Source organism: Clavibacter rahimiani, from assembly GCF_052654495.1.
The window spans coordinates 2,949,589-2,968,509 of sequence record NZ_CP199790.1 but is presented as its reverse complement, the minus strand read 5'-3'; the positions used below and the strand labels follow the sequence as shown (position 1 = coordinate 2,968,509).

The window sequence follows — 18,921 nt, the reverse complement described above, 5'->3', positions numbered from 1 at the left end:
TGCTCGGATCAGGCGGCCCACTCCGCCACCACGTCCGACCCCACCTTCACGATGAGCACCGCCACCACCACGATGAACGCGATGCGGATGAAGCGGCTGCCGCGGGCCACGGCCATGCGGGATCCCGCGTAGCCGCCGAGCATGTTCGCGACGCCCATGCCGAGCGCGAGCGCCCAGAGCACGTGGCCCTGCGGGATGAAGAAGGCGAGCGCGCCGAGGTTCGTCGCTACGTTCACGATCTTCGCCTTGGCGCTCGCGAGCACGAAGTCGTAGCCGAGCGCGGTGATGAGCGCGATGATCAGGAACGTGCCCGTGCCGGGGCCGATGAGCCCGTCGTAGAACCCGATCACGACGCCGAGCAGCGCCGCGATGCCGTGGTGCTTCCGGCCCGTGTGGCGGAGCGCGGCGACGTCGCCGAGCCGCGGGCGGGCGATGGTCACGACGGCCACGATGATCAGCGCGACCACCACGAGCGGCTTGAACACGGACGCGGGCAGCAGCGCCGCGAGGCTCGCCCCGCCGTAGCTGCCGGCCAGCGCGACCGCGGCCATGGGCAGGGCGGTGCGGAGGTCCGGATGCGTCCGCCGGTACCAGGTGACCGCGCTCGTCGTGGTGCCGAAGAGCGACGCGAGCTTGTTGGTCGCGAGAGCCTCCACCGGCGTGATCCCCGGCACGAGCAGCAGCGCCGGCAGCTGCAGCAGGCCGCCGCCGCCCACGACCGCGTCGATCCAGCCGGCCGCGAGCGCCGCCAGGATCATGAGCAGCGCGACCGCGAGGGTGATCTCGCCGAGCGAGCCGCCGATGTCCATCTGTCCTCCGTCACCGGCCGCCGGTCGGCGCGCGCCCGACCAGCCTTCCACGCGGGAGGCGGTGCCCCGCGTCAGCGCGAGGCGCGGGACGGGCGGCCGGCGGGTGCGGCGAGGGAGTCGAGGTGCCGGGCCAGGGCGTCGGTCGCCCAGCCGGTGGGATCCCCGGACCCCTGATAGACGAGGTGCAGCGCCAGGCCGTCGACGATCGCGTGCAGCCGCGGCGTCTCGGCGGCGACGTCGATGCCCGCGTAGGCCGGATCCGTCGCCAGCGCCGCGAGGAGCTCGGCGCACCCGCTCCGCAGGTCGTCGGATGCGCGGTCGTAGACCGGCCGGAGCGCCGGGTCGGTGAGGGCGACGGTGCCGATCACGAGGAAGACCTCCATCTCGAGGCGCCGCTCGGCGTCGAGCGGCAGCAGGTGGCGGAGCCGCTCCTCGACCGACGCGCGCACGGTCTCGCCCGGCGGCAGCGACCGGATCCGTGCCTCGGCCCGCCGCGCCACGAGCTCCAGCGCGAACACCCGCAGCGACGCCTGCGTGGGGAACGTGTAGCGGAGCGAGCTCGCGGCGAGCCCGGCCTCGGCGGCGACGTTCCGCACCGAGAGCGCCGTGATCCCGTCCCGCGCGAGCACCCGCCACGCGGCCTCGCCGACGGCGGTCTCGCGGGCGTCGTGATCCAGGCTCCTCGGCACCTCGCCATTTTCGCACGACTGTGCGAGAGTGATCCCGCACACTCGTACGAGAAAGAGGGCCGCTGTGATCCTGACCGTCATCATCGCCTGCGAGATCGGCTTCTGGGTCGCCATCGTCGCCGGCCTCGCGGTGCGCTACCTGCTCCGCCGCCCGCGCCTCGGCGCCGCGCTGCTCGTGTGCGCGCCGCTGCTCGACCTCGTGCTCCTCGCCGCGACGGCCGTGCACCTGCGCTCGGGCGCGGAGGCGTCGTGGGAGCACTCGCTCGCGGCCCTCTACGTCGGGTTCTCGGTCGCCTACGGGCACCGCCTGATCCACTGGGCCGACGTGCGCTTCGCCCACCGGTTCGCCGGCGGGCCCGCCCCGGTGAGGCCCTACGGCGCCGCGTACACGCGCCTCTGCTGGGGCGGTGTCGCCCGCACGCTGCTCGCCTCCGCCATCGCGGCGGCCGTCATCGGCCTGCTGATCCTGGTGGTCGGCGACGCGGACCGCACCGCGCCCCTCACGGAGACGTTCGCGCTGCTGGCGCTCATCTCGGGACTCGACCTGCTCTGGGCGATCTCGTACACGGTCTGGCCCCGGCGGGCGCCGGCCGCGCGCTCGGCCGCCTGACGGGAGCGGATCAGCCCGCGTCGGTGCCCGCGTCCGCCGACTCGAGCGCGACCAGGCGACGGATCTCCTCCGCGTCCACGTTCACGCCGAAGAGCGAGCGGCCGGGCTCGAGCACGCGGCCGGCGCTCAGCGGGCCGATGTCGACGGGGTCGAAGCCGAACGCGTCCACGAGCGCCGCGACGGTCGCCCGGGCTGCGTCGTCGTCGCCCGCGACCGCGATGCCCTTGCGGCCCGGCGCGCCGGTGGGCCGGGGCCCCTCGTCGAGGTCGTGGTACCCCATGTGGTTGAACGCCTTGACGACGGTGGACTCGGGGAGGGAGTCCTGCACGAGCTCGCTCGTGGAGGAGGCGGGGCGCGCGAGGTCGTCGCGGTGGCCGTCCACCTCCCACCAGTAGTTCATGGCGTCGACGACGAGCTTGCCGCGGAGCTCGGCGACCGGCACGGAGGCCAGCTTGCCGAGGGGGAGGGCGAGGATCACGACGTCGGCGCGGGCCGCCGCGTCGGCCGAGGTGGTGGCGACGGCGCCGGGCGCGAGCACGTCGACGATGAGGGCGATGCGCGACGGATCCCCCGAGCCCGAGATCAGCACGGGGTGCCCGGCCGCGATGGCGCGGCGCGCGAGCACGGTGCCGACCTTCCCGGCGCCGAGGATCCCGACGGTGACGGGCCGCGCCGCCTCCGACCGGTCGGCGTCGCGTCGGGCGGAGGGGTCGTCGGGGAGCGTCATGCCTCCATTCTCCGCAGACTCCCCCGGGCGGCGCGAACCGGCGTCGCGCCCCCACCCGCACCCGTCGTCCGGATGCAACCCCCCTCGGCACGACGGCCGACGCCGGTAGGGTGGCGGAGCGGTCGGCACCCGGTCCTTGCGCCCGCGTCCCTCTCTCGGCATCGGGCCTCGGAGGCATTCGTGATCAGAGCCATCCCCCCTCGTGCGGAGGACCGTGCCTAGCCGCGCTCTCGTCGCCGAGGCCGCGGAGGCGCTCGAGCACGCGACGACGGTCGGATCCGACCTGTGCGGCCCCCTCGTCGCCGCGTTCGGCGTGAGCGGCGCGGCCGTCTCCACGCTCGGGGATCCGCTCGGCAACGAGACCGTCTGCGCGTCGGACGACCGGTCGGCCCGGCTCGACGAGATCCAGCTCGACCTGGGCGAGGGCCCGTGCTGGGAGGCGTTGACCACGCGCCGGCCCGTGCTCGAGCGCGACATGCGGGATCCCGGCGACACGTCGTGGCCGCTCGCGCGCCAGGCCATGCACGAGGGCGGCGCCGGCGCCGTCTTCGCGTTCCCGCTCGTCGTCGCCGGGCTCAGCCTGGGCGCCGTCGACCTCTACTCCCGCACCGCCCGCGACATCTCCGACCAGGAGGTGACGGACGCGACGGCCCTGTCCCGCATCGTCGCCCGCCAGATCCTCCGTCGTGCCCTGCTCGCCGCGGAGGGGCCGCAGGGGCAGGATGGAGCATGGGAGGGACGGTTCTCGCGCCGCGAGGTGCACCAGGCCACCGGGATGGTCGTCGCGCAGATGGGCATCCCCCCGGCCGATGCGCTCCTCGTGCTCCGCGGCCACGCCTTCGCCACGGGCCGCCCGCTGCGGGACGTGGCCGAGGACGTGGTGGGGCGCACCCTCGACTTCACCCCGGACCGCTGACGCGGACCACCCGCCGAACCGCCCGACCGATCGACCCAGAGGAACCACGACGATGACGGAGACCCGCGAAGAGCTGCTCGTCCACACCTTCGTCAGCCTCGCCGACTCGCTCGTGAGCGACTTCGACGTGCTGGAGCTGCTGCAGACGCTGGTCGACCACGCGACGCTGCTGTTCGACGCCAGCGCGGCGGGGATCATCATCGGCCCCGACGACCGGCACCTCGAGGTCGTCGCCTCGACGAGCGAGAAGAGCCGCCTGGTCGGCCTGATGCAGCTCCAGGCGGGCGAGGGCCCGTGCGTCGAGGCCGTGACGACCGGGCAGGTCGTGTCGGTGTCGAGCGTCGCGGAGATCGGCCACCGGTGGCCGCGCTTCGCCGCCCTGGCCGCGGGCGCCGGCTTCCTCTCGGTGCACGCGATCCCGCTGCGCCTGCGCGGCCAGATCATCGGATCCCTCAACCTCTTTCGCGAGCACGAGGGCGTGCTCAACGCGGCCGACGCCACGGCGGCGCAGGCGCTCGCCGACGTGGCGACCATCAGCGTGCTGCAGGAGCGCACGATCCGGGACAGCACGGTCGTGCACGACCAGCTCCGCCGGGCGCTCGACAGCCGCGTGGTCATCGAGCAGGCCAAGGGCGTCATCGCCCACACGCACGGCGTCGACATGGACGAGGCGTTCCGGCTCATCCGCCGACGCGCCCGCGACACGGGCACGGCGATGCCGGTGGTGGCCGAGGGGATCGTGGCCGGGCGGATCGTGATCGCGCGCTCGAGCGCACGCTAGGCGACCCTGCCCGGCGGGATCAGCCCAGCGTGCCGTCGAGGATCCGGTCGAGCGTGCCCAGGTCCTCCCACACGTGCGCGTGCATACCCGCGCGGCAAGCGGCCTCGACGTTGGCGGGCTTGTCGTCGACGAACAGGATCCGCTCGGCCGGCACCCCGAGGCGCGCCACGGCGACCGGCCACACGTCCGCGTCGGGCTTCGCCATGCCGAGCCGCGCGCTCGTCACGACGTGCTCGAAGCGGGCGCCCCAGCCGGAGCGGTCCTCGAGCACGTCGGCGAGCTCGTGCGGGGCGTTGGACAGGACCGCGAGCCGGTAGCCGGCGGCGATCGCCCGGTCGAGGGCGGCGAGGACCTCGTCGTCGGGCGAACCCCAGCGGCGCTGCTCGATGGCGACGAGCTCCGCGAGCCCGTCCTCCGTGGGGACGGCCGCGTCGACGTCCTCGGCGACCGCGGCCCAGAAGTCGCGGGCGCTTCCGCCGCGGTCGTACGCCTGCCGGTGCGCGTCGAAGGCCTCGCGCACGCGCGCCTCCGCGTCCTCGCCGGTGACGCCCGCGGGATCCAGCGCCCGGGTCAGCGCGCCGATGTCGTCCGGCCGCGTGATGAGCACCCCGCCGATGTCGAAGAGGAGCCAGGGCAGGGCGGGGTCGCGGGTCTCGGGCATGGGTCTCCTGGTGCGGGTGGCGGACGGGTCCCCTCGAGCATGCCCCCTCCGCGGATGCGGCGCCGGGAGCGTCCCGTGCCGCCGCCGCGGCAGTCGCCCGCTCGCCTGTGGGTCGCGGCCGTGCGGATCCCGTGAGGGCCGGCCCCGCCGGCGCACGGCTTCCGTGAGGGCGGGCGACACGGGCCGGGCCCGCGGGTAGACCGGATGCCATGACCCTCACCGCGATCCTCCCGTCGCTCCGCCGCAGCATCCCGGATCCGCTCGCCGCCGCCCTCTGGCCCGCCGGCACCGCCGCCTCCACCACGGACCTGCGGGTCGGCGACGTGTCGCTCGTGTCCCTCGTCGCGGAGCACGGCACGCCCTGCACCACCACGGCGGCCGCGGTCGAGCGGGGCAGCTGCGGCCGGCCCTCGCGCTCGGCGTCGGCCTCGGCGGTCGTGCTGCGGATCCTCGCCGTCGCGCCCGCGACCGCCGACGCCCCGCGCGCCCTGCTCCTCGACGCCGACGTCGCGGGCCTCGCCTGCGTGTGGGAGGAGGTGCGGCTGATCGGCCGCGCGTCGACCGCCGCGGTGCGGCCCGCGGAGATCGGCGGTCACCTCGTGCGCCTGCCCGCCGACATCGCGGCCGGCGACCTGATCGCGGTGCCCGTGCCGGCGGCGGTCGAGGTGCGGGGGATCCGCGTGGTCGACGCGTCGGCGCCGGTCGTGCTCCCGTGCGCCGGCCGCATCGCCCCCGCCCCGCTGCGCGTCGAGGCCCCGGTGCCCGTCCGCGCGCTGTCCTCCGCGCGCTGATCCGCGGCCCTCGGCCCGCCCGCCCCCGTGCGGTCGGGGCGCGGGCCTGTACTACACTCGTTCCCGGTGGCGTGTCCGAGCGGCCTAAGGAGCACGCCTCGAAAGCGTGTGTGGGGGAGACTCCACCGTGGGTTCAAATCCCACCGCCACCGCCAGCAGGATCCGGCACCGCGCCTCGCGCGCAGCCGGGACCGCGTGAAGGGCCCCGGGAGACCGGGGCCCTTCGTCGTCCCCGGGCGGACCCGTTCCGACCGCCCGCACGGACGGCCCACGACTCCCGCACAGCGGCGCGGAGGATCCTCGTGCACACGCATCCGGCGCCGACGCCCGCGCTCCCGTCGGGTCCCGCCATGATGGGCGCCGGGCTCTCCTCCGACCGAGGCATCCCCCTCCCGCGCATCGAGATCGGAGCACCGCCATGTCCCACGACGTCGAGCCCTCGCCGGGCGCCCCGCGCGGCGTCACCCCGGGCGTCCTCCTCGCCGCCGAGTGGTCGTGGCGCCTGCTCGTCATCGGCGTCGCGGTCGCCGCCGCCGTCTGGATCCTCATCGCCGTCAAGGAGGTGGTCATCCCGTTCCTGGTCGGCGTCCTCGTGTGCGCCCTGCTGCAGCCGCTCGTCCTGGCGCTGCGCCGACGCCGCTGGCCCGCGTGGCTCGCCATCACGTCCACGCTGCTCGCCACCGCGGTCGCGATCTCCGGCCTCGTGCTGCTGCTCGTGGCGCAGATCCGCACGGGCATCCCCACCCTGCAGCGCGAGGCGATGACGCGGTTCGAGGACGTGCGCGACCTGCTGGCGCAACCGCCCTTCAACGTGGTGCCGGCCGACTACGACGCGCTGCTCGCCTCAACCGGGAAGGCGCTCGAGAGCAGCCGCGAGGCCCTCCTCACCGGCGCGCTCGACGCGGGGCTCGGCGTCGGGCACCTCGTCACCGGGGCGCTCCTCGCGTTCTTCACCATCGTCATCGTGCTCATCGACGGCCGCGGCATCTGGCGCTTCGTCGTCTCCGTCTTCCCGCGGCGCGCGCGTCCGGCCATCGACGGCGCCGGCCGCGCGGGCTGGGGCACGCTCTCGGCCTTCACGCGCGTGCAGATCTTCGTGGCGGCCGGCAACGCGGTCGGCATCGGCATCGCCGCGTGGCTCCTCGGCCTGCCGCTCGCGATCCCCATCGCCGTCGTCGTGTTCCTGGCGTCGTTCATCCCGGTCGTCGGCGCGATCGTGTCGGGCGCCTTCGCGGTCGTCATCGCGCTGGTGTTCGTGGGGCCGCTGCAGGCGGTCGTCATGCTGGTCGCGGTCATCGGTGTGCACCTGCTCGAGTCGCACGTGCTGCAGCCGCTCGTGATGGGCGGGGCCGTGCACGTGCATCCGCTGGCGGTCGTGCTCGCCGTGGGGGCCGGTTCGTACGTGGGCGGCGTGGCCGGTGCGCTGTTCGCGGTGCCCTTCGTCGCGACGCTCAACGTGATGGTGCGGCACATCGCGGGCGGCAGCGGGACCACCCGCACCCCCGCCGTAGGATCGGAGTGACGCACCTGCGGAGTCGACGGAGCCGCCCGCGCACGTCTCTACCGGGAGGAACCCCACCATGACCGAGGAGAACTACTCGAACCCGGACCGCAACCTCGGGATGGAGCTCGTGCGGGCCACCGAGGCCGCGGCCATCCGCTCCGCCCCCTTCATCGGCAAGGGCGACAAGAACGCCGCCGACGGCGCCGCGGTCGACGCGATGCGCAAGTTCCTCGGCACCGTCGCCTTCGACGGCCTCGTCGTCATCGGCGAGGGCGAGAAGGACGAGGCGCCGATGCTCTTCAACGGGGAGCACGTCGGCAACGGCTTCGGCCCCGCGTGCGACATCGCGGTGGATCCCATCGACGGCACGAGCCTCACCGCCGCCGGCCGCATGAACGCCCTCTCCGTCATCGCGGTGAGCGACCGCGGCAGCATGTTCGACCCGTCCGCCGTCTTCTACATGGACAAGCTCGTCACCGGCCCCGAGGGCCGCGGCGTCGTGGACCTCGACCGCCCCATCGGCGACAACATCCGCGCGCTCGCCGACGCCAAGGGCCTCGCCGTCGAGGACATGCAGGTCGCCGTGCTCGACCGGCCGCGGCACGCGGACCTCATCGCGCAGATCCGCGCGTCCGGCGCCTCCACCCGCCTCCTGCTCGACGGCGACGTCGCGGGCGGCATCAACGCGGCCCGGCCCGACTCGCGCATCGACATGTGCGTCGGCATCGGCGGCACCCCCGAGGGCATCATCACCGCGTGCGCCATCAAGGCGCTCGGCGGCGTGCTCCTGTCCCGCCTCGCGCCCAAGGACGACGCCGAGCGGCAGCGGGCCATCGACGCGGGCCACGACCTCGACCGGATCCTCGACCAGGACGACCTCGTCACGGGCGACAACGCGTACTTCGTCGCGACGGGCGTCACCGACGGCGCGCTCGTCGCCGGCGTCACCCGCCACCGCGGCATGATCCGCACCTCGAGCATCGTGCTCCGCTCGCACTCCGGCACCATCCGCCGCGTGGAGGCCGACCACCTGGTCTCCAAGTGGTACAGCTCCGCGAGCTGACCCGGCCCGCGCCATGACCCGCACCCGCCGCAGCCTGCTGTCCCGCCTCGCCCCGGCGGTGATCCGGGTGGTCGGCGGGCAGGGCGAGTTCGCGTCGCCCGAGCGCACCATGCGCCGCGCCGCGCGGCGGGTCCTCCGGCCGGGTGGGTTCGCCCCGCCGCCGCTGCTCCGCGGCGTGCGCGTCACCGCGCGCGTGGAGCGCGGCTGGCACGTCTACGAGGTCGCGCCGAGCGCCGCGGGCGCGCCGACCACCCGGCGTCGCGCGCTGTACGCGCACGGCGGCGGGTGGACGCACGAGATCTCGCCGTTCCACTGGTGGCTGGTCGCGGGGCTCGCGCGCCGCACGGGCACGCGGATCACGGTGCCCATCTACCCGCTCGTCCCGAGCGGCACGGCGGCCGACGTGGTCGCGCGCACGGCGGACCTCGCGGAGGCGCTCGTCGCGGAGGTCGGGGCCGGGGCCGTCACGTTGATGGGCGACTCGGCGGGCGGCCAGATCGGGCTGTCCACGGCGATGGAGCTGCGGGACCGCGGCGTGCCCGCGCCACGCGACGTGGTGCTGATCTCGCCCGCGCTCGACCTGTCGTTCACGGATCCGCTCATCGCGCGCATCCAGCCGACCGATCCGTGGCTCGCGGTCGACGGCCTCCGCGCCGCCGTGGAGTCGTGGCGCGGCGACCTGCCCGTGGAGGATCCGCGGGTGAGCCCGCTGCACGGGTCCCTGGCCGGGCTCGGCCGCATCACGGTCTTCACCGGCACCCACGACATCCTCTTCGCCGACGCGCGCGCCCTCGAGCGGCGGGCGGCGGCGGTCGGGCACCCGGTGCGGATCCACGTGGAGCCGAACCTGCTGCACGTGTACGCGCTCATGCCCATCCCCGAGGGCGCCCGCGCGCGCGACGCGATCGTCGAGCTCCTGCTCGCCTGACGCGGCACCGCCCCCCGCCTGTCCCGGCGCGCCCCGCCCGCGCCGCCCCGCCGCCGGGAGCGAGGACAAGCAGGCTACGGTCGAGGAGGGGGCGATGGGGCCCCCCGTGCTCTCGAGGGGATCCACATGACCAGGACACACAGGACGCTCGCGGTCATCGCGGCAGCCGCCACGGCCACGCTGCTGGCGGGATGCGGATCCGGCGGCTCGGGCGCGGCCGACGCCCCCTTCACGACGGAGGCGAGCGGCACCCTCAAGGCCTGGGCCTTCGACGGCGCGGACGACGTGGGCGAGGCCCGCATGCAGCACGCGGCCGACGCGCTCTCCGGCGTCACGATCGACCTCGACTCCACCGCGTTCGACGCGCAGAAGTTCACGACCCGCGTCGCGAGCGGCCAGACCCCCGACGTCGTGCAGATGGACCGCCAGTTCGTGGCGACCTACGCGGCGCAGGACCTGATCCTCCCGCTCGACGAGTGCTACGCGGTCAACGACGTGGACCCGGCGGAGCGCTTCTACGAGTCCGTCACGAACGACATCCGGTACGACGACGCCATCTGGGCCGTGCCGCAGTTCTTCCAGCCGCCGGCGATCCTCCTCAACGAGCGCGTGCTGGGCGCGGCCGGCGTCACGGCCGACCAGTTCGACACCTCGAAGCCCGACCAGCTGCTGGAGGCCGTCGGCGAGGTCTACCGGGAGTCCGGCGGCGACCCCGCGGTGCTCGGCCTCGACGCCGTGCCCACCAGCCAGGCCGCGCTCTGGATGCTCGGCTTCGGCGGCCAGCTCGTCGACGACGAGGGGAAGCCCACCCTCGACGACCCGTCCAACCTGCCGGGCCTCGAGTTCCTCACGCGCCTGTCGGACGCGCAGGGCGGCTACGCGAAGGGCAAGAGCTTCAGCGACGCGTTCGACACGTTCGGCGACGGCAACCAGTTCGTCAAGGACCAGGTCGGCGCGCAGGTCGGCGCCCAGTGGTACCTCAACGTGCTGTCGCCGTACCGCGACGACATCGACATCTCGGCCGTGCCCTTCCGCGACAGCGAGGGCCAGCCCTTCTCGGTCGCCGGCGGATCCGCGTTCGTGATCCCCGCGGGCGCCGCGAACAAGGACGCCGCGTGCGCCTGGATGCTCGACCTCACCAGCCAGGAGGCGTGGGAGGCCGCGGGCGACGTGCGTGCCGCGACCGTGACCGAGAACGGCGGCATCAACACGGGCCTCTTCACGGGATCCCCGGCCGCCGACCAGGCCGTCCGCGACGCCCACGTGGTGCCGAGCGGCGACGACGGGATCGATCAGGCGATCGCCACGTTCTACGACGTGGTGGCGGAGGGCCGCTCGATCGGCGGCTCCCCGGCGGGGCAGCAGATCCAGAGCGAGCTCCAGAACGCGGTGGCCTCCACGCTCCTCGGCGACAAGGAGCCCGCGAAGGCGCTCGCCGACGCGCAGACCGCGGCGATGCGCGCCTACGAGCAGGCCGCGCGCTGATCCGCGTCGCCGGCGCCGCCTGACCTGATCGGGACCTGCGCAGCCGCACCACCGGAGGGGCGCCCGGGTACCGTGGTACCCGAGCGCCCGTCCGCGCTCCCGGACGACGGATCAGTACCCGGAACGCGACAAGACTGGCCAGAGGGAGCAGTCATGTCGTGGATCGTCCTCATCGTGTCCGGGGTGCTGGAGGCCGTCTGGGCCACGGCCCTCGGGAAGTCCGCCGGGTTCACCAAGCTCGGGCCGTCGATCGTCTTCGGCGTCGCCGTCGTGCTGAGCATGGTCGGCCTCGCCTACGCCATGCGTGAGATCAGCACGGGCACCGCGTACGCCGTGTGGGTCGGCATCGGGGCGTCGCTCACGGTGACCTACGCCATCGTCACCGGGGCCGAGCCCGCGAGCGTCGTGAAGATCCTGCTGCTGCTCGGGCTCGTCGGCTGCGTCATCGGCCTCAAGCTCGTCGACACCGGGCACTGAGCCGGCCCGCCGCCGGGCGGGTCAGGCGCTGACGCCGGTCAGGCGACGGGGCTCCGCCGGTCGGGCTGCACGGCCTCCGCGGCGACGTCGTGGATCCGCCGGCCCGTGCTGCGCGCCTCGTGCCGCAGGGCGGCGAACGCCGCGTCCAGGCTGATCCCGAGGCGGTGCGCGAGGGCGCCCTTGGCCTGCTCGATGACCACGCGGCTGTCGAGGGCGTGCTGGAGCTGCTCGGTGAGGGCCTGGCTGCGATCGATGGCGTGCTGCTGCAGGACGCTCAGGGTCGCGGCGTCGGCGAGCGTCTGCACGAGGGCCGCGTCCCGGTCCGACAGCGCGCCGGGGGTCGGCGCGAAGAGGCAGAGCGATCCCAGCGTGCGGCCGCGCAGGCGCATCGGCGTGGCGTGCACGGCGCGGAAGCCGCGGTCCTCGGCGATGCGGGCGAACGCGGGCCACTCGGCGAGCGTCGTGTCGAGGTCCGGCACCTCGACGGGCTCGCCGTCGCGGACGCAGTCCCAGCAGGGGCCCTCGCGGGTGCCGAGCTGGGCCTCCTCGACGTCCGCCGCGCGCTCGCTCGTGGAGGCCACCACGTGCAGGACTCCGTCGCGGTCGGCGAGCACGATGCCGCCCTCGGTCGCCGACGTGTGGTCGACGCACGCGCCGACGAGGCCGTCGAGGACCTGCACGATGTCGGACGCGCCGAGGTTCTCGGCGAGGGACGTGAAGAGGGTGCGGAAGCCGGATTCGTGCGCGTTCACCCTTCGACGATAGACGGTCGTCGCGGCGCCTCGGGGTGCCGGCGGCCCGGCGGCCCGGCGGGCGGCGTCAGCCCTTGCGGCCCTGCGTGGCGATGCCCTCCACGAAGTAGCGCTGCCCGAACGCGAAGAGCAGGAGCATCGGCAGGGTCACGAGGAGCGCCGCGACCATCACGAGCTGGTAGTCGCCCTGCCCGCCGTTCGTGGGGCTGAACGCGGTCATCGCGTAGGAGAGGCCGAGCGGCACGGTGAAGCCCTCGACGCTGCCGGCGTTCAGGTAGATGAGCGACGCCTGCAGGTTGTTCCAGCTGGCCTGGAACTCGAAGATGAAGATGATGACGAACGACGGGATCGACAGCGGCAGCGCGATCCGCCGGAACAGCCCGAAGTAGCTCGCGCCGTCGAGCCGGGCCGCCTCGAAGAGCTCCCGCGGCAGCCCGAGGAAGAACTGGCGCTGCAGGAAGATGTAGAAGGCCGAGCCGAACAGGTTCATGCCGAACAGCGGCACCCACGTGCCGATCAGCCCGAGGTTCTTCCAGATGAGGAACTGCGGCACCATCGTGACGGCGCCCGGCAGCATCATCGTCGCGAGCACCAGGCCGAAGAGGATCCTGCGCCCCGGGAACCGGAAGTACGCGAAGCCGAACGCCACGAGCGCGCTCGAGATCGACACGAGGGCCGCGGAGATGAGCGCGATGGCGAGGCTGTTGCCCATCCAGCCGAGGAGCGGCAGCTGCTCCCACACCTCGACGTAGTTCTGCGGTGTGAAGGTGCGCGGCCAGAGCGCGTTGTCGAACACCTCGCCGCGGGGCTTGAGGCTCGCGGCGAGCAGCCAGACGAACGGGTAGAGGAACAGGAGCGCGAAGCCGACGAGCACCGCGGCGATGAGCGCGCGCGCGATGCGGGAGCGGACCCGGCGGACGCGGTCGGGGTCGCGGCGCCCGGGACGCGGATCCCGCGACGGCAGCGGCGTGAGGGCCGCGGCGAGGCGCGGGTCCCCGGTGGCGGCGGCCGGCGCCACGGGCGTGGCCGGCGTGCGGTCGGTGACGGCCATCAGCGGTCCCCCTCGTAGTAGACGAACCGGTTGCTCAGCTTGACCTGCACGAGCGTGATGAGCAGCACGATCACGAACAGCAGCCACGCCATCGCGGCGGCGAACCCGAAGTCGAACGACCGGAACGCCTGCTGGAACAGGTACACGCCGTAGAACAGCGACGAGTCGGGGGAGGCGCTCGTCTGGTCGCGCCAGAACAGCAGGTACGCCTGGTCGAACACCTGCAGCGCGGCGATGGTCAGCACGACGATGTTGAAGAAGATCGCGCCCGAGATCATCGGCACGGTGATGGCGAAGAACTGCCGCACGGGCCCGGCGCCGTCGAGCGAGGAGACCTCGTAGAGCTCGCGCGGCACGTCCTTGAGGGCGGCGAGGAAGATCACCATGGTGCCGCTCACGCCCCAGAGCGTCATGAGCACGATGGACGGCTTCACCCACGCGGGGTCGATCAGCCACTGCGGGCCGTCGATGCCGATCGCCTCCAGCCCCTGGTTCACGGCGCCCGTGTTGCCGTTGAGGAGCAGGAGGAACACGCTCGCGGTCGCGACCGTCGGGGTCATCTTCGGCAGGTAGTAGAGGGTGCGGAAGATGCCGGCGCCGCGGCCGAGGCGCGCCAGGAGGATCGCGAGCACGAGCGCGAGGCACACCTCGAACGGCACGGCGAGGATCGCGTAGAAGAGCGTGTTGCCGAGGGAGAGGGCGACGCGCGGATCCGTGAAGAGGCGCTCGTAGTTCTCGGTGCCGACCGGGGTCGCGATGTCGGTGGCGAGGTTGTAGTCGCTGAACGACACCACGAGGCTGTACGCCATCGCGCCGAGCGTGAAGACGAGGAAGCCGAGGATCCACGGGCTGATGAAGAGGTAGCCGGCCACGGCCTCGCGGCGGGCCATACGGGAGCGGCGGGGACGGGGCGGCCGATCGGCGGCGGTGGGGCGCGGTGGGCGGCTCGTCGTCGTCATGGTGGTCCTCGTCGACTGGTGGATCGAGGCGTCGTCGCCTCCACCGCCGACTGTACATGCGCTCCTCCTCCCGCCCGGGTCGCGCGGGAGCGCGTGATGCCGGCCGCGCCGCGAGCGCCGGCGGCTCCGCTACCGCCGGCGGCAGCGGGCCCGCACGGCGAGGACCGCGACGACGCCGGCCGCGAGCGCCGCGGCGCCGAGGCCCAGCTCGAGCGCGAGGCGCGCGCCGTCGCCGCCCGTGCGGGGGAGGCCGGGGTGCGCGGGCGGCACGTCGCCGGGCGGGGTGGTGCCGGGCGGGGTGGTGCCGCCGGAGACGTCGGGCGTGGGGCTCGGGGCAGGGGCGGCCGCGGGCGGCCCGGCCGGGGTGGGCGCGGATCCCGCGGGCGGGGTGGGCGTGGGCCCGGGGGCCGTGGAGGGGGTCGGCGTCGGGGTGACCACGGGGCTGCTGCCGGCGCCGACGGTCGTCCTGCCGGAGCCGACGGGCGAGGTGCCGGTGCCGCAGGTGGAGGAGACGAAGGCGTCGTCGTCGAGCGTGACGGACCCGTTCCGGGCGAGCACGCGGCCGTCGACCGTGACGCCCGTGCCGAGGGAGACCGAGGTGAGCGCGAGCACGGTGCCCGCGAACCCGGATCCCGTGCCGAGCGACGCCGAGCTCGCGACCTGCCAGAAGACGTTGCACGCCTGCGCCCCGTTCACGAGCGCGACGCGGCTGCCGGACCCCGTGGTGAGCGAGGAGGGCGCCTGGATGACGAAGACGGCGGACGGGTCGCCCTGCGCGTCGAGCGTGACCGTGCCGGTGAGGCCGAGCGGGCCGGCGGCCGTGTACACGCCGGGCGTGAGGGTGGATCCGACGAGGTCCGCCGGCACGGCGGCCGTGGTGGGGCGGCCGGCCGCGTCGTCGTAGGCCGTGGTGAGGTCGGTCTGGGCCTGGCCGGCGGCGGCGTCGGCCGCGTGCGTGGCCCCGCCGACGACGCCGGGCGGGAAGCCCGTGACGGCGGCGGAGGGGCTGGTGCCGAGATCCGCCGAGAGGGTGCTGGGGCCGGTGTTCGTGACCCCCTGGCCGGCGAGCACCGAGTAGGACGCGGTGGTGCCGAGGCCGATCGTGGCCGTGGCGGCGGAGGCGCGGGCCGGTGCGAGGAGCGCGGGGCCGAGGCCCGCAGCGGCGACGGCGGCGACGGCCAGGGCGGCGGCGGCCCACCGGGCCGACGGCATCCGGTGGGGCGAGGGCGAGGAGGAGGAGGGCGAGGACGTGCGGGCGTGGCGCGGCTGGGGCATGAGCGGCTCTCATCCGAGGGAATGCGGGGGAACCGCGAACGTATCGAGCGGCGTGCATCGGCCGGGCGGCGACTGCACAGGCCGGTACGGTGTCGGGGTGATCGCCATCGCCGACGAGGTCCCCGCCCGCGACGAGCTGCTCGACCTCTACGGATCCGTCGGCTGGAGCGCCTACACGCGCGACCCGGAGAAGCTCGAGCGGGCGCTCGCCGGATCCGCCCTCGTCGCCACCGCGCGCGACGCCGACGGGCGCCTGGTCGGCCTGGTGCGCACCGTGGGCGACGGGGTGTCGATCTGCTACGTGCAGGACCTCCTCGTGCGGCCCGACCGGCAGCGCGGCGGGATCGGCCGCGCCCTCCTCGAGCACGTGCGCGCGCGCCAGGCCGAGGGCGCGCTCCTCGTCCTCACCACCGACGCCGGCGGCACCGAGGACGGCGATCGCTCGCACCCGTTCTACCGGTCGCTCGGCTTCGTGCCGCACGCGGCGCAGGGGCTGGCGGCGTTCTCGCGTCGGGTGTGAGGATCCGCCTGCCGGTCAGCGGGGCTGGGCGCGGGCGCGCTGCGGGTCCTCGATCAGGCGGACCGCGCCGGGGATGTCGAGGCGTCCCGGGAAGTTGAGGTGCGTGAAGCGGCCCTCGGGGTCGTAGGACGCGGTGGGCGCCTCGATGCGGGAGCCGCGGACGGCGGAGAGGAGCGCGGCCGTGCGCTCCGGCGAGAGGGCGTCCGTCGGGCCGATCGCCAGCACGACGCGGAAGCGGCCGCCGCCCGCGAGGTCGAGGCGGAGCGTCAGCGGATCGCGACGGGGCCGACGGCGGGGCGTGTCGTAGCGGGACGGCGGGGTCTCGGCCGTCTGCTCCACGAGCGCGCCGACGAGGTCCGTGAACGGGCGCTCCCTGCCGCGCAGGCGCAGGATGCCGCGGGACGCGTGCACGTCGAGCCCGGGGGTGAGCCGCGTGATGACCAGGATCGTCAGCGCCTCGGCGATGACGAGACCGACCACGAGGACGGCGATGACGGTGAGCAGGCCGCCGCCCAGCGCCTCCTCGACGCGGCGGCCGAGGGTGACGAGCACGTTGCTCCCGAGGTAGGCGACCGCGAGGGTCCAAAAGCCGCCGATGATGAGGCGCTGGCGGTACGTGGGCGGCGGGATCCGGACCCAGCCGTCGTCCGCCACCGTCAGCTCCCGTCGGCGGGGCGGGTCGTCTCCGCGGGCTCCGCGGATCCGCCGCGCTCGGCCTCCGCCCGGGCCGCGTCGGCGGCGGCGCGCTGCTCGGCCGCGCGTCGCGCGTCGCGGCGGGTGACGAGCAGCGCGCCGATGCCGCCGGCCAGGAAGAGGACCGCGAGCCCGACCACCGGGATCTCCGTACGCCCGAACACCGCCGCCGGGTTCCGCACCGCGACCACCGCGAAGAAGGCGCCCATCGCCGTCGCCACCCCGGCGATGACGTACTGCGCCCGCATCGAGACGCGGTTCCGGCTGGGCGTGCCCGCGGGGCGGACGTTCCGCGCGCCCGTGCCCTGACCGCGCTGCCCGCGGGCGGCCATGGGCTCGGCGGTGCCGCTGCCGTCGACGAGCGCCGCGGTGTCCTCGAGCGTCAGGTGGCCGGGGAACTCGACGTGCGCGAAGCGGCCGTGCGGATCGTCCTTCGAGCGGGGCGGCGCGATGCGGGATCCGGCGACGAGGGCGAGGAGCGCGTCCCGCTGCGCGTCGTCGATCCGCACCCCCTCGCGCGTGGAGATGACCACGCTGCAGCTCTCGCCGCCGGTCGTCGAGAGGCGGAGCACCAGCGTGTCGTCGCCCGGGCCGCCCGCGAGCTCGATGCGGGCGCCGGTGACCTCCGAGAAGCCCCACTCCTTCCGGCCGATGCGGAGGAGCTGGCGTGCGACGTCGATCGCGGGCGGCGCGCTGCGCTCGGCGACGATGAGGTACGCGATGCCGACCACGGCCGCGATCAGGAGAATCGGCAGACCCACGGAGATGAGCGGCGACGGGCCGATGGCGCGGTCGATGATGCGGGTCACGCCGCCGACGGGCGACCAGATCAGGACCCCGGCGACGGCGAGCGACGCCGCGGTGAGGAGCCAACGCTGCCGGGCGCTCGGGGACGGGATGCGCACCCAGGCGCCGCTGCTCATGCCTCGACCCTAGGGCGGTGCACCGCCCGTCCCGGGCCGCGGGGCGCCGACGCGCGCCCCCAGTAGGAGGCGCGCGGGCGGCGGGATCAGGGAGCCGCCGGCTCGTCCCACCCCTCCTGCGGGGTGTCGCACGTGCCCCGGTACACGTACTGCGAGGGGCGCTTGCGCTCGCGGCTCGACCAGTCGATCGCGGGTCGGCGGGCCTCCGGCGGCAGGTAGCCGAGGCGGTACACGGCCATGAGCTGGAGCTCCGGCGGCACGCGCAGCAGCTCCTCGACGCGGGTCCACTGCTCGCGGATCTCCATCGGGAAGGAGATGAACTGGATCCCCATGCCGATCGCCCCGGTCGTCAGCCACACGTTCTCCATCGCGGCGCCCATCGAGAACGTCGAGTAGAAGGCGGCGAGGGACTCGGGGCGCTCCTCGGCGCGGTCGAGCATCACGCCGATGAGCAGCGGGCTGCCGGCGACGAGCTTGCGGTTCTCGCGGCCGAGCGTCCTCGGCACCTGCAGCGAGTTCATCAGCCGCTGGCCGCGCGGCGTGAACGCCTGCTTCGTGAACGGGCGCAGCGGCGCGGGGAGCTTGTCGAAGAGCATGCCGTCGCGGCGGCGGTCCATCTCCTCCTGCGAGAAGCGGAAGTAGTGCTTGTAGCGCTCGAAGAAGGTGCCGTTCGACATCGTCTCGGTCATGCTCTCGCCGCTGATCTCCGCGATCCGCTCGATGGTGTCGCGCTCCTCGACGAGGACGAAGCGCCACGGCTGGCTGTTGAGCTGCGAGGGTGCGCGGCCGGCGACCTCCATCAGGAGGCGCTGGTGCTCCTCGGTCACGGGGTCGGGCAGGAAGGCGCCGTTGGTGGTCTTCCGGGCGCGCAGGACGTCGAGGAATTCCACGGTCATCTCCAGGCGGTGAGGGTGCCCCAGGCGAACCAGGGGGCGGCGGTCAGGGCGACGGCGGGGTGCCGTCGGGTGCGCGTGCCGGCGGCGGGGAGCGCGGCGAGCGGGATCAGGGCGGGCGCCAGGCGGAGGGCGGCACGCAGGGCGGCCCGGCGGGCGGGCGGGGTCCGGGCTCCGAGCGGCGAGGTCAGCGCGACCGCGGTCAGGGTGCACGTGAGCACGTACGCGCGGTGGTGGAGGCGGAGCTCCGGGCGGGGCGGCAGGATCCGGGCGGCGGCGCCGATCCCGATCGCGCAGTTCACGAGGTACGCGGCGGTGGCGGCGGCGAAGGCGAGGTGCGTCGCGGGCGCAGCGGCCGGTCGGGGCGGGGTTCGAGTGGCGATCGTGGCTCCCGTGCTCCCGCTCCGTCCGATG

The 18,921-nt window shown here is 74.6% G+C and carries 22 protein-coding genes, 1 tRNA gene and 1 riboswitch; of the genes, 11 read left to right on the top strand and 12 right to left on the bottom strand.

The genetic code is table 11. The features are described from left to right. Positions 1 to 8 precede the first annotated feature (8 nt). Both ACT7CP_RS14095 and ACT7CP_RS14090 read right to left on the bottom strand, forming a co-directional pair. A complete protein-coding gene (locus ACT7CP_RS14095) occupies positions 9 to 809 on the bottom strand; it encodes a sulfite exporter TauE/SafE family protein (protein WP_445442685.1) in 801 nt (266 codons plus the stop codon). A gap of 71 nt (positions 810 to 880) precedes the next feature. Then, positions 881 to 1,498 carry a TetR/AcrR family transcriptional regulator gene (locus tag ACT7CP_RS14090; protein WP_445442684.1) on the bottom strand — a complete coding sequence of 206 codons (618 nt, stop codon included), beginning with the start codon at positions 1,496 to 1,498 and terminating at the stop codon, positions 881 to 883. Between the two features lie 64 nt (positions 1,499 to 1,562). Between ACT7CP_RS14090 and ACT7CP_RS14085 the strand changes: the two genes are divergently transcribed. Then, positions 1,563 to 2,108, top strand: coding sequence for a hypothetical protein (locus ACT7CP_RS14085; RefSeq protein ID WP_445442683.1), 546 nt, complete (start codon positions 1,563 to 1,565; stop codon positions 2,106 to 2,108). A gap of 10 nt (positions 2,109 to 2,118) precedes the next feature. On the opposite strand, the gene ACT7CP_RS14080 is transcribed toward ACT7CP_RS14085, so the two are convergent. Then, complete coding sequence (locus ACT7CP_RS14080; RefSeq protein WP_445442682.1) at positions 2,119 to 2,835, bottom strand: NADPH-dependent F420 reductase; 717 nt, start codon at positions 2,833 to 2,835, stop codon at positions 2,119 to 2,121. A gap of 214 nt (positions 2,836 to 3,049) precedes the next feature. Between ACT7CP_RS14080 and ACT7CP_RS14075 the strand changes: the two genes are divergently transcribed. Together ACT7CP_RS14075 and ACT7CP_RS14070 are read left to right on the top strand one after the other, a co-directional pair. Then, a complete protein-coding gene (locus ACT7CP_RS14075; RefSeq protein WP_445442681.1) occupies positions 3,050 to 3,751 on the top strand; it encodes a GAF and ANTAR domain-containing protein in 702 nt (233 codons plus the stop codon). Positions 3,752 to 3,803: 52 nt separating this feature from the next. Next, complete coding sequence (locus ACT7CP_RS14070; protein WP_413961625.1) at positions 3,804 to 4,532, top strand: GAF and ANTAR domain-containing protein; 729 nt, start codon at positions 3,804 to 3,806, stop codon at positions 4,530 to 4,532. 19 nt (positions 4,533 to 4,551) lie between these two features. Here ACT7CP_RS14070 and ACT7CP_RS14065 read toward each other — a convergent pair whose 3' ends face one another. Beyond that, the gene (locus ACT7CP_RS14065) at positions 4,552 to 5,193 is read right to left on the bottom strand and encodes an HAD family hydrolase (RefSeq protein WP_445442680.1); all 642 of its coding nucleotides are present in this window, start codon (positions 5,191 to 5,193) and stop codon (positions 4,552 to 4,554) included. A gap of 209 nt (positions 5,194 to 5,402) precedes the next feature. Here ACT7CP_RS14065 and ACT7CP_RS14060 point away from each other — a divergent pair, with 209 nt between their 5' ends. From ACT7CP_RS14060 to ACT7CP_RS14030, 7 genes are all read left to right on the top strand, one after another. Continuing rightward, a complete protein-coding gene (locus tag ACT7CP_RS14060) occupies positions 5,403 to 5,984 on the top strand; it encodes a hypothetical protein (protein ID WP_445442679.1) in 582 nt (193 codons plus the stop codon). A gap of 65 nt (positions 5,985 to 6,049) precedes the next feature. Continuing rightward, positions 6,050 to 6,139, top strand: a tRNA-Ser gene (locus ACT7CP_RS14055). A gap of 263 nt (positions 6,140 to 6,402) precedes the next feature. Then, positions 6,403 to 7,506, top strand: coding sequence for an AI-2E family transporter (locus ACT7CP_RS14050; RefSeq protein WP_445442678.1), 1,104 nt, complete (start codon positions 6,403 to 6,405; stop codon positions 7,504 to 7,506). Between the two features lie 58 nt (positions 7,507 to 7,564). After that, positions 7,565 to 8,551 (top strand): class II fructose-bisphosphatase, encoded by a 987-nt coding sequence (glpX, locus tag ACT7CP_RS14045; RefSeq protein ID WP_413961621.1) that lies wholly within the window; start codon positions 7,565 to 7,567, stop codon positions 8,549 to 8,551. Positions 8,552 to 8,564: 13 nt separating this feature from the next. Continuing rightward, positions 8,565 to 9,479, top strand: a complete 915-nt coding sequence (locus tag ACT7CP_RS14040; protein ID WP_445442677.1) for an alpha/beta hydrolase fold domain-containing protein — start codon at positions 8,565 to 8,567, stop codon at positions 9,477 to 9,479. A gap of 126 nt (positions 9,480 to 9,605) precedes the next feature. Further along, positions 9,606 to 10,964, top strand: coding sequence for an ABC transporter substrate-binding protein (locus ACT7CP_RS14035; protein ID WP_445442676.1), 1,359 nt, complete (start codon positions 9,606 to 9,608; stop codon positions 10,962 to 10,964). A gap of 78 nt (positions 10,965 to 11,042) precedes the next feature. Further along, positions 11,043 to 11,107: riboswitch (guanidine-III (ykkC-III) riboswitch) on the top strand. A gap of 10 nt (positions 11,108 to 11,117) precedes the next feature. Next, the gene (locus tag ACT7CP_RS14030; protein ID WP_307506003.1) at positions 11,118 to 11,441 is read left to right on the top strand and encodes a DMT family transporter; all 324 of its coding nucleotides are present in this window, start codon (positions 11,118 to 11,120) and stop codon (positions 11,439 to 11,441) included. Positions 11,442 to 11,479: 38 nt separating this feature from the next. Here ACT7CP_RS14030 and ACT7CP_RS14025 read toward each other — a convergent pair whose 3' ends face one another. The 4 genes from ACT7CP_RS14025 to ACT7CP_RS14010 form a co-directional block, all read right to left on the bottom strand. Next, on the bottom strand, positions 11,480 to 12,193 hold the full coding sequence (locus ACT7CP_RS14025) for an ANTAR domain-containing protein (RefSeq protein ID WP_445442675.1): 714 nt from the start codon (positions 12,191 to 12,193) through the stop codon (positions 11,480 to 11,482). A gap of 67 nt (positions 12,194 to 12,260) precedes the next feature. Beyond that, complete coding sequence (locus ACT7CP_RS14020) at positions 12,261 to 13,244, bottom strand: carbohydrate ABC transporter permease (RefSeq protein WP_445442674.1); 984 nt, start codon at positions 13,242 to 13,244, stop codon at positions 12,261 to 12,263. Next, positions 13,244 to 14,203 carry a carbohydrate ABC transporter permease gene (locus ACT7CP_RS14015; protein WP_445442673.1) on the bottom strand — a complete coding sequence of 320 codons (960 nt, stop codon included), beginning with the start codon at positions 14,201 to 14,203 and terminating at the stop codon, positions 13,244 to 13,246. The genes ACT7CP_RS14020 and ACT7CP_RS14015 overlap by 1 nt, the downstream gene beginning before the upstream one ends. A 129-nt stretch (positions 14,204 to 14,332) precedes the next feature. Then, entirely contained in the window at positions 14,333 to 15,478 is a 1,146-nt protein-coding gene (locus ACT7CP_RS14010) for an ice-binding family protein (protein WP_445442672.1), read from the bottom strand. 97 nt (positions 15,479 to 15,575) lie between these two features. Between ACT7CP_RS14010 and ACT7CP_RS14005 the strand changes: the two genes are divergently transcribed. After that, positions 15,576 to 15,998: a GNAT family N-acetyltransferase gene (locus ACT7CP_RS14005; RefSeq protein ID WP_445442671.1), complete on the top strand. Its 423-nt coding sequence runs from the start codon at positions 15,576 to 15,578 to the stop codon at positions 15,996 to 15,998. Between the two features lie 15 nt (positions 15,999 to 16,013). Here ACT7CP_RS14005 and ACT7CP_RS14000 read toward each other — a convergent pair whose 3' ends face one another. The 4 genes from ACT7CP_RS14000 to ACT7CP_RS13985 all read right to left on the bottom strand — a co-directional run bounded on the left by ACT7CP_RS14000 (position 16,014) and on the right by ACT7CP_RS13985 (position 18,809). Next, positions 16,014 to 16,652: a hypothetical protein gene (locus tag ACT7CP_RS14000; protein WP_445442670.1), complete on the bottom strand. Its 639-nt coding sequence runs from the start codon at positions 16,650 to 16,652 to the stop codon at positions 16,014 to 16,016. Between the two features lie 2 nt (positions 16,653 to 16,654). Further along, entirely contained in the window at positions 16,655 to 17,614 is a 960-nt protein-coding gene (locus ACT7CP_RS13995; RefSeq protein ID WP_445442669.1) for a hypothetical protein, read from the bottom strand. An 86-nt stretch (positions 17,615 to 17,700) separates the two neighbouring features. Continuing rightward, on the bottom strand, positions 17,701 to 18,504 hold the full coding sequence (locus ACT7CP_RS13990) for a nitroreductase family protein (RefSeq protein ID WP_445442668.1): 804 nt from the start codon (positions 18,502 to 18,504) through the stop codon (positions 17,701 to 17,703). A 2-nt stretch (positions 18,505 to 18,506) separates the two neighbouring features. Continuing rightward, the gene (locus tag ACT7CP_RS13985) at positions 18,507 to 18,809 is read right to left on the bottom strand and encodes a hypothetical protein (RefSeq protein WP_413961610.1); all 303 of its coding nucleotides are present in this window, start codon (positions 18,807 to 18,809) and stop codon (positions 18,507 to 18,509) included. Positions 18,810 to 18,921: the final 112 nt, after the last annotated feature.

Coding starts and splice junctions, on each gene's coding strand:
- ACT7CP_RS14015 (WP_445442673.1), bottom strand. CDS start 14,203: ATGACGACGACGAGCCGCCCACCGCGCCCCACCGCCGCCGATCGGCCG.
- ACT7CP_RS14020 (WP_445442674.1), bottom strand. CDS start 13,244: ATGGCCGTCACCGACCGCACGCCGGCCACGCCCGTGGCGCCGGCCGCC.
- ACT7CP_RS14035 (WP_445442676.1), top strand. CDS start 9,606: ATGACCAGGACACACAGGACGCTCGCGGTCATCGCGGCAGCCGCCACG.
- ACT7CP_RS14060 (WP_445442679.1), top strand. CDS start 5,403: ATGACCCTCACCGCGATCCTCCCGTCGCTCCGCCGCAGCATCCCGGAT.
- ACT7CP_RS14080 (WP_445442682.1), bottom strand. CDS start 2,835: ATGACGCTCCCCGACGACCCCTCCGCCCGACGCGACGCCGACCGGTCG.
- ACT7CP_RS14010 (WP_445442672.1), bottom strand. CDS start 15,478: ATGCCCCAGCCGCGCCACGCCCGCACGTCCTCGCCCTCCTCCTCCTCG.
- ACT7CP_RS14065 (WP_445442680.1), bottom strand. CDS start 5,193: ATGCCCGAGACCCGCGACCCCGCCCTGCCCTGGCTCCTCTTCGACATC.
- ACT7CP_RS14040 (WP_445442677.1), top strand. CDS start 8,565: ATGACCCGCACCCGCCGCAGCCTGCTGTCCCGCCTCGCCCCGGCGGTG.
- ACT7CP_RS14050 (WP_445442678.1), top strand. CDS start 6,403: ATGTCCCACGACGTCGAGCCCTCGCCGGGCGCCCCGCGCGGCGTCACC.
- glpX (WP_413961621.1), top strand. CDS start 7,565: ATGACCGAGGAGAACTACTCGAACCCGGACCGCAACCTCGGGATGGAG.
- ACT7CP_RS14095 (WP_445442685.1), bottom strand. CDS start 809: ATGGACATCGGCGGCTCGCTCGGCGAGATCACCCTCGCGGTCGCGCTG.
- ACT7CP_RS13995 (WP_445442669.1), bottom strand. CDS start 17,614: ATGAGCAGCGGCGCCTGGGTGCGCATCCCGTCCCCGAGCGCCCGGCAG.
- ACT7CP_RS14070 (WP_413961625.1), top strand. CDS start 3,804: ATGACGGAGACCCGCGAAGAGCTGCTCGTCCACACCTTCGTCAGCCTC.
- ACT7CP_RS14030 (WP_307506003.1), top strand. CDS start 11,118: ATGTCGTGGATCGTCCTCATCGTGTCCGGGGTGCTGGAGGCCGTCTGG.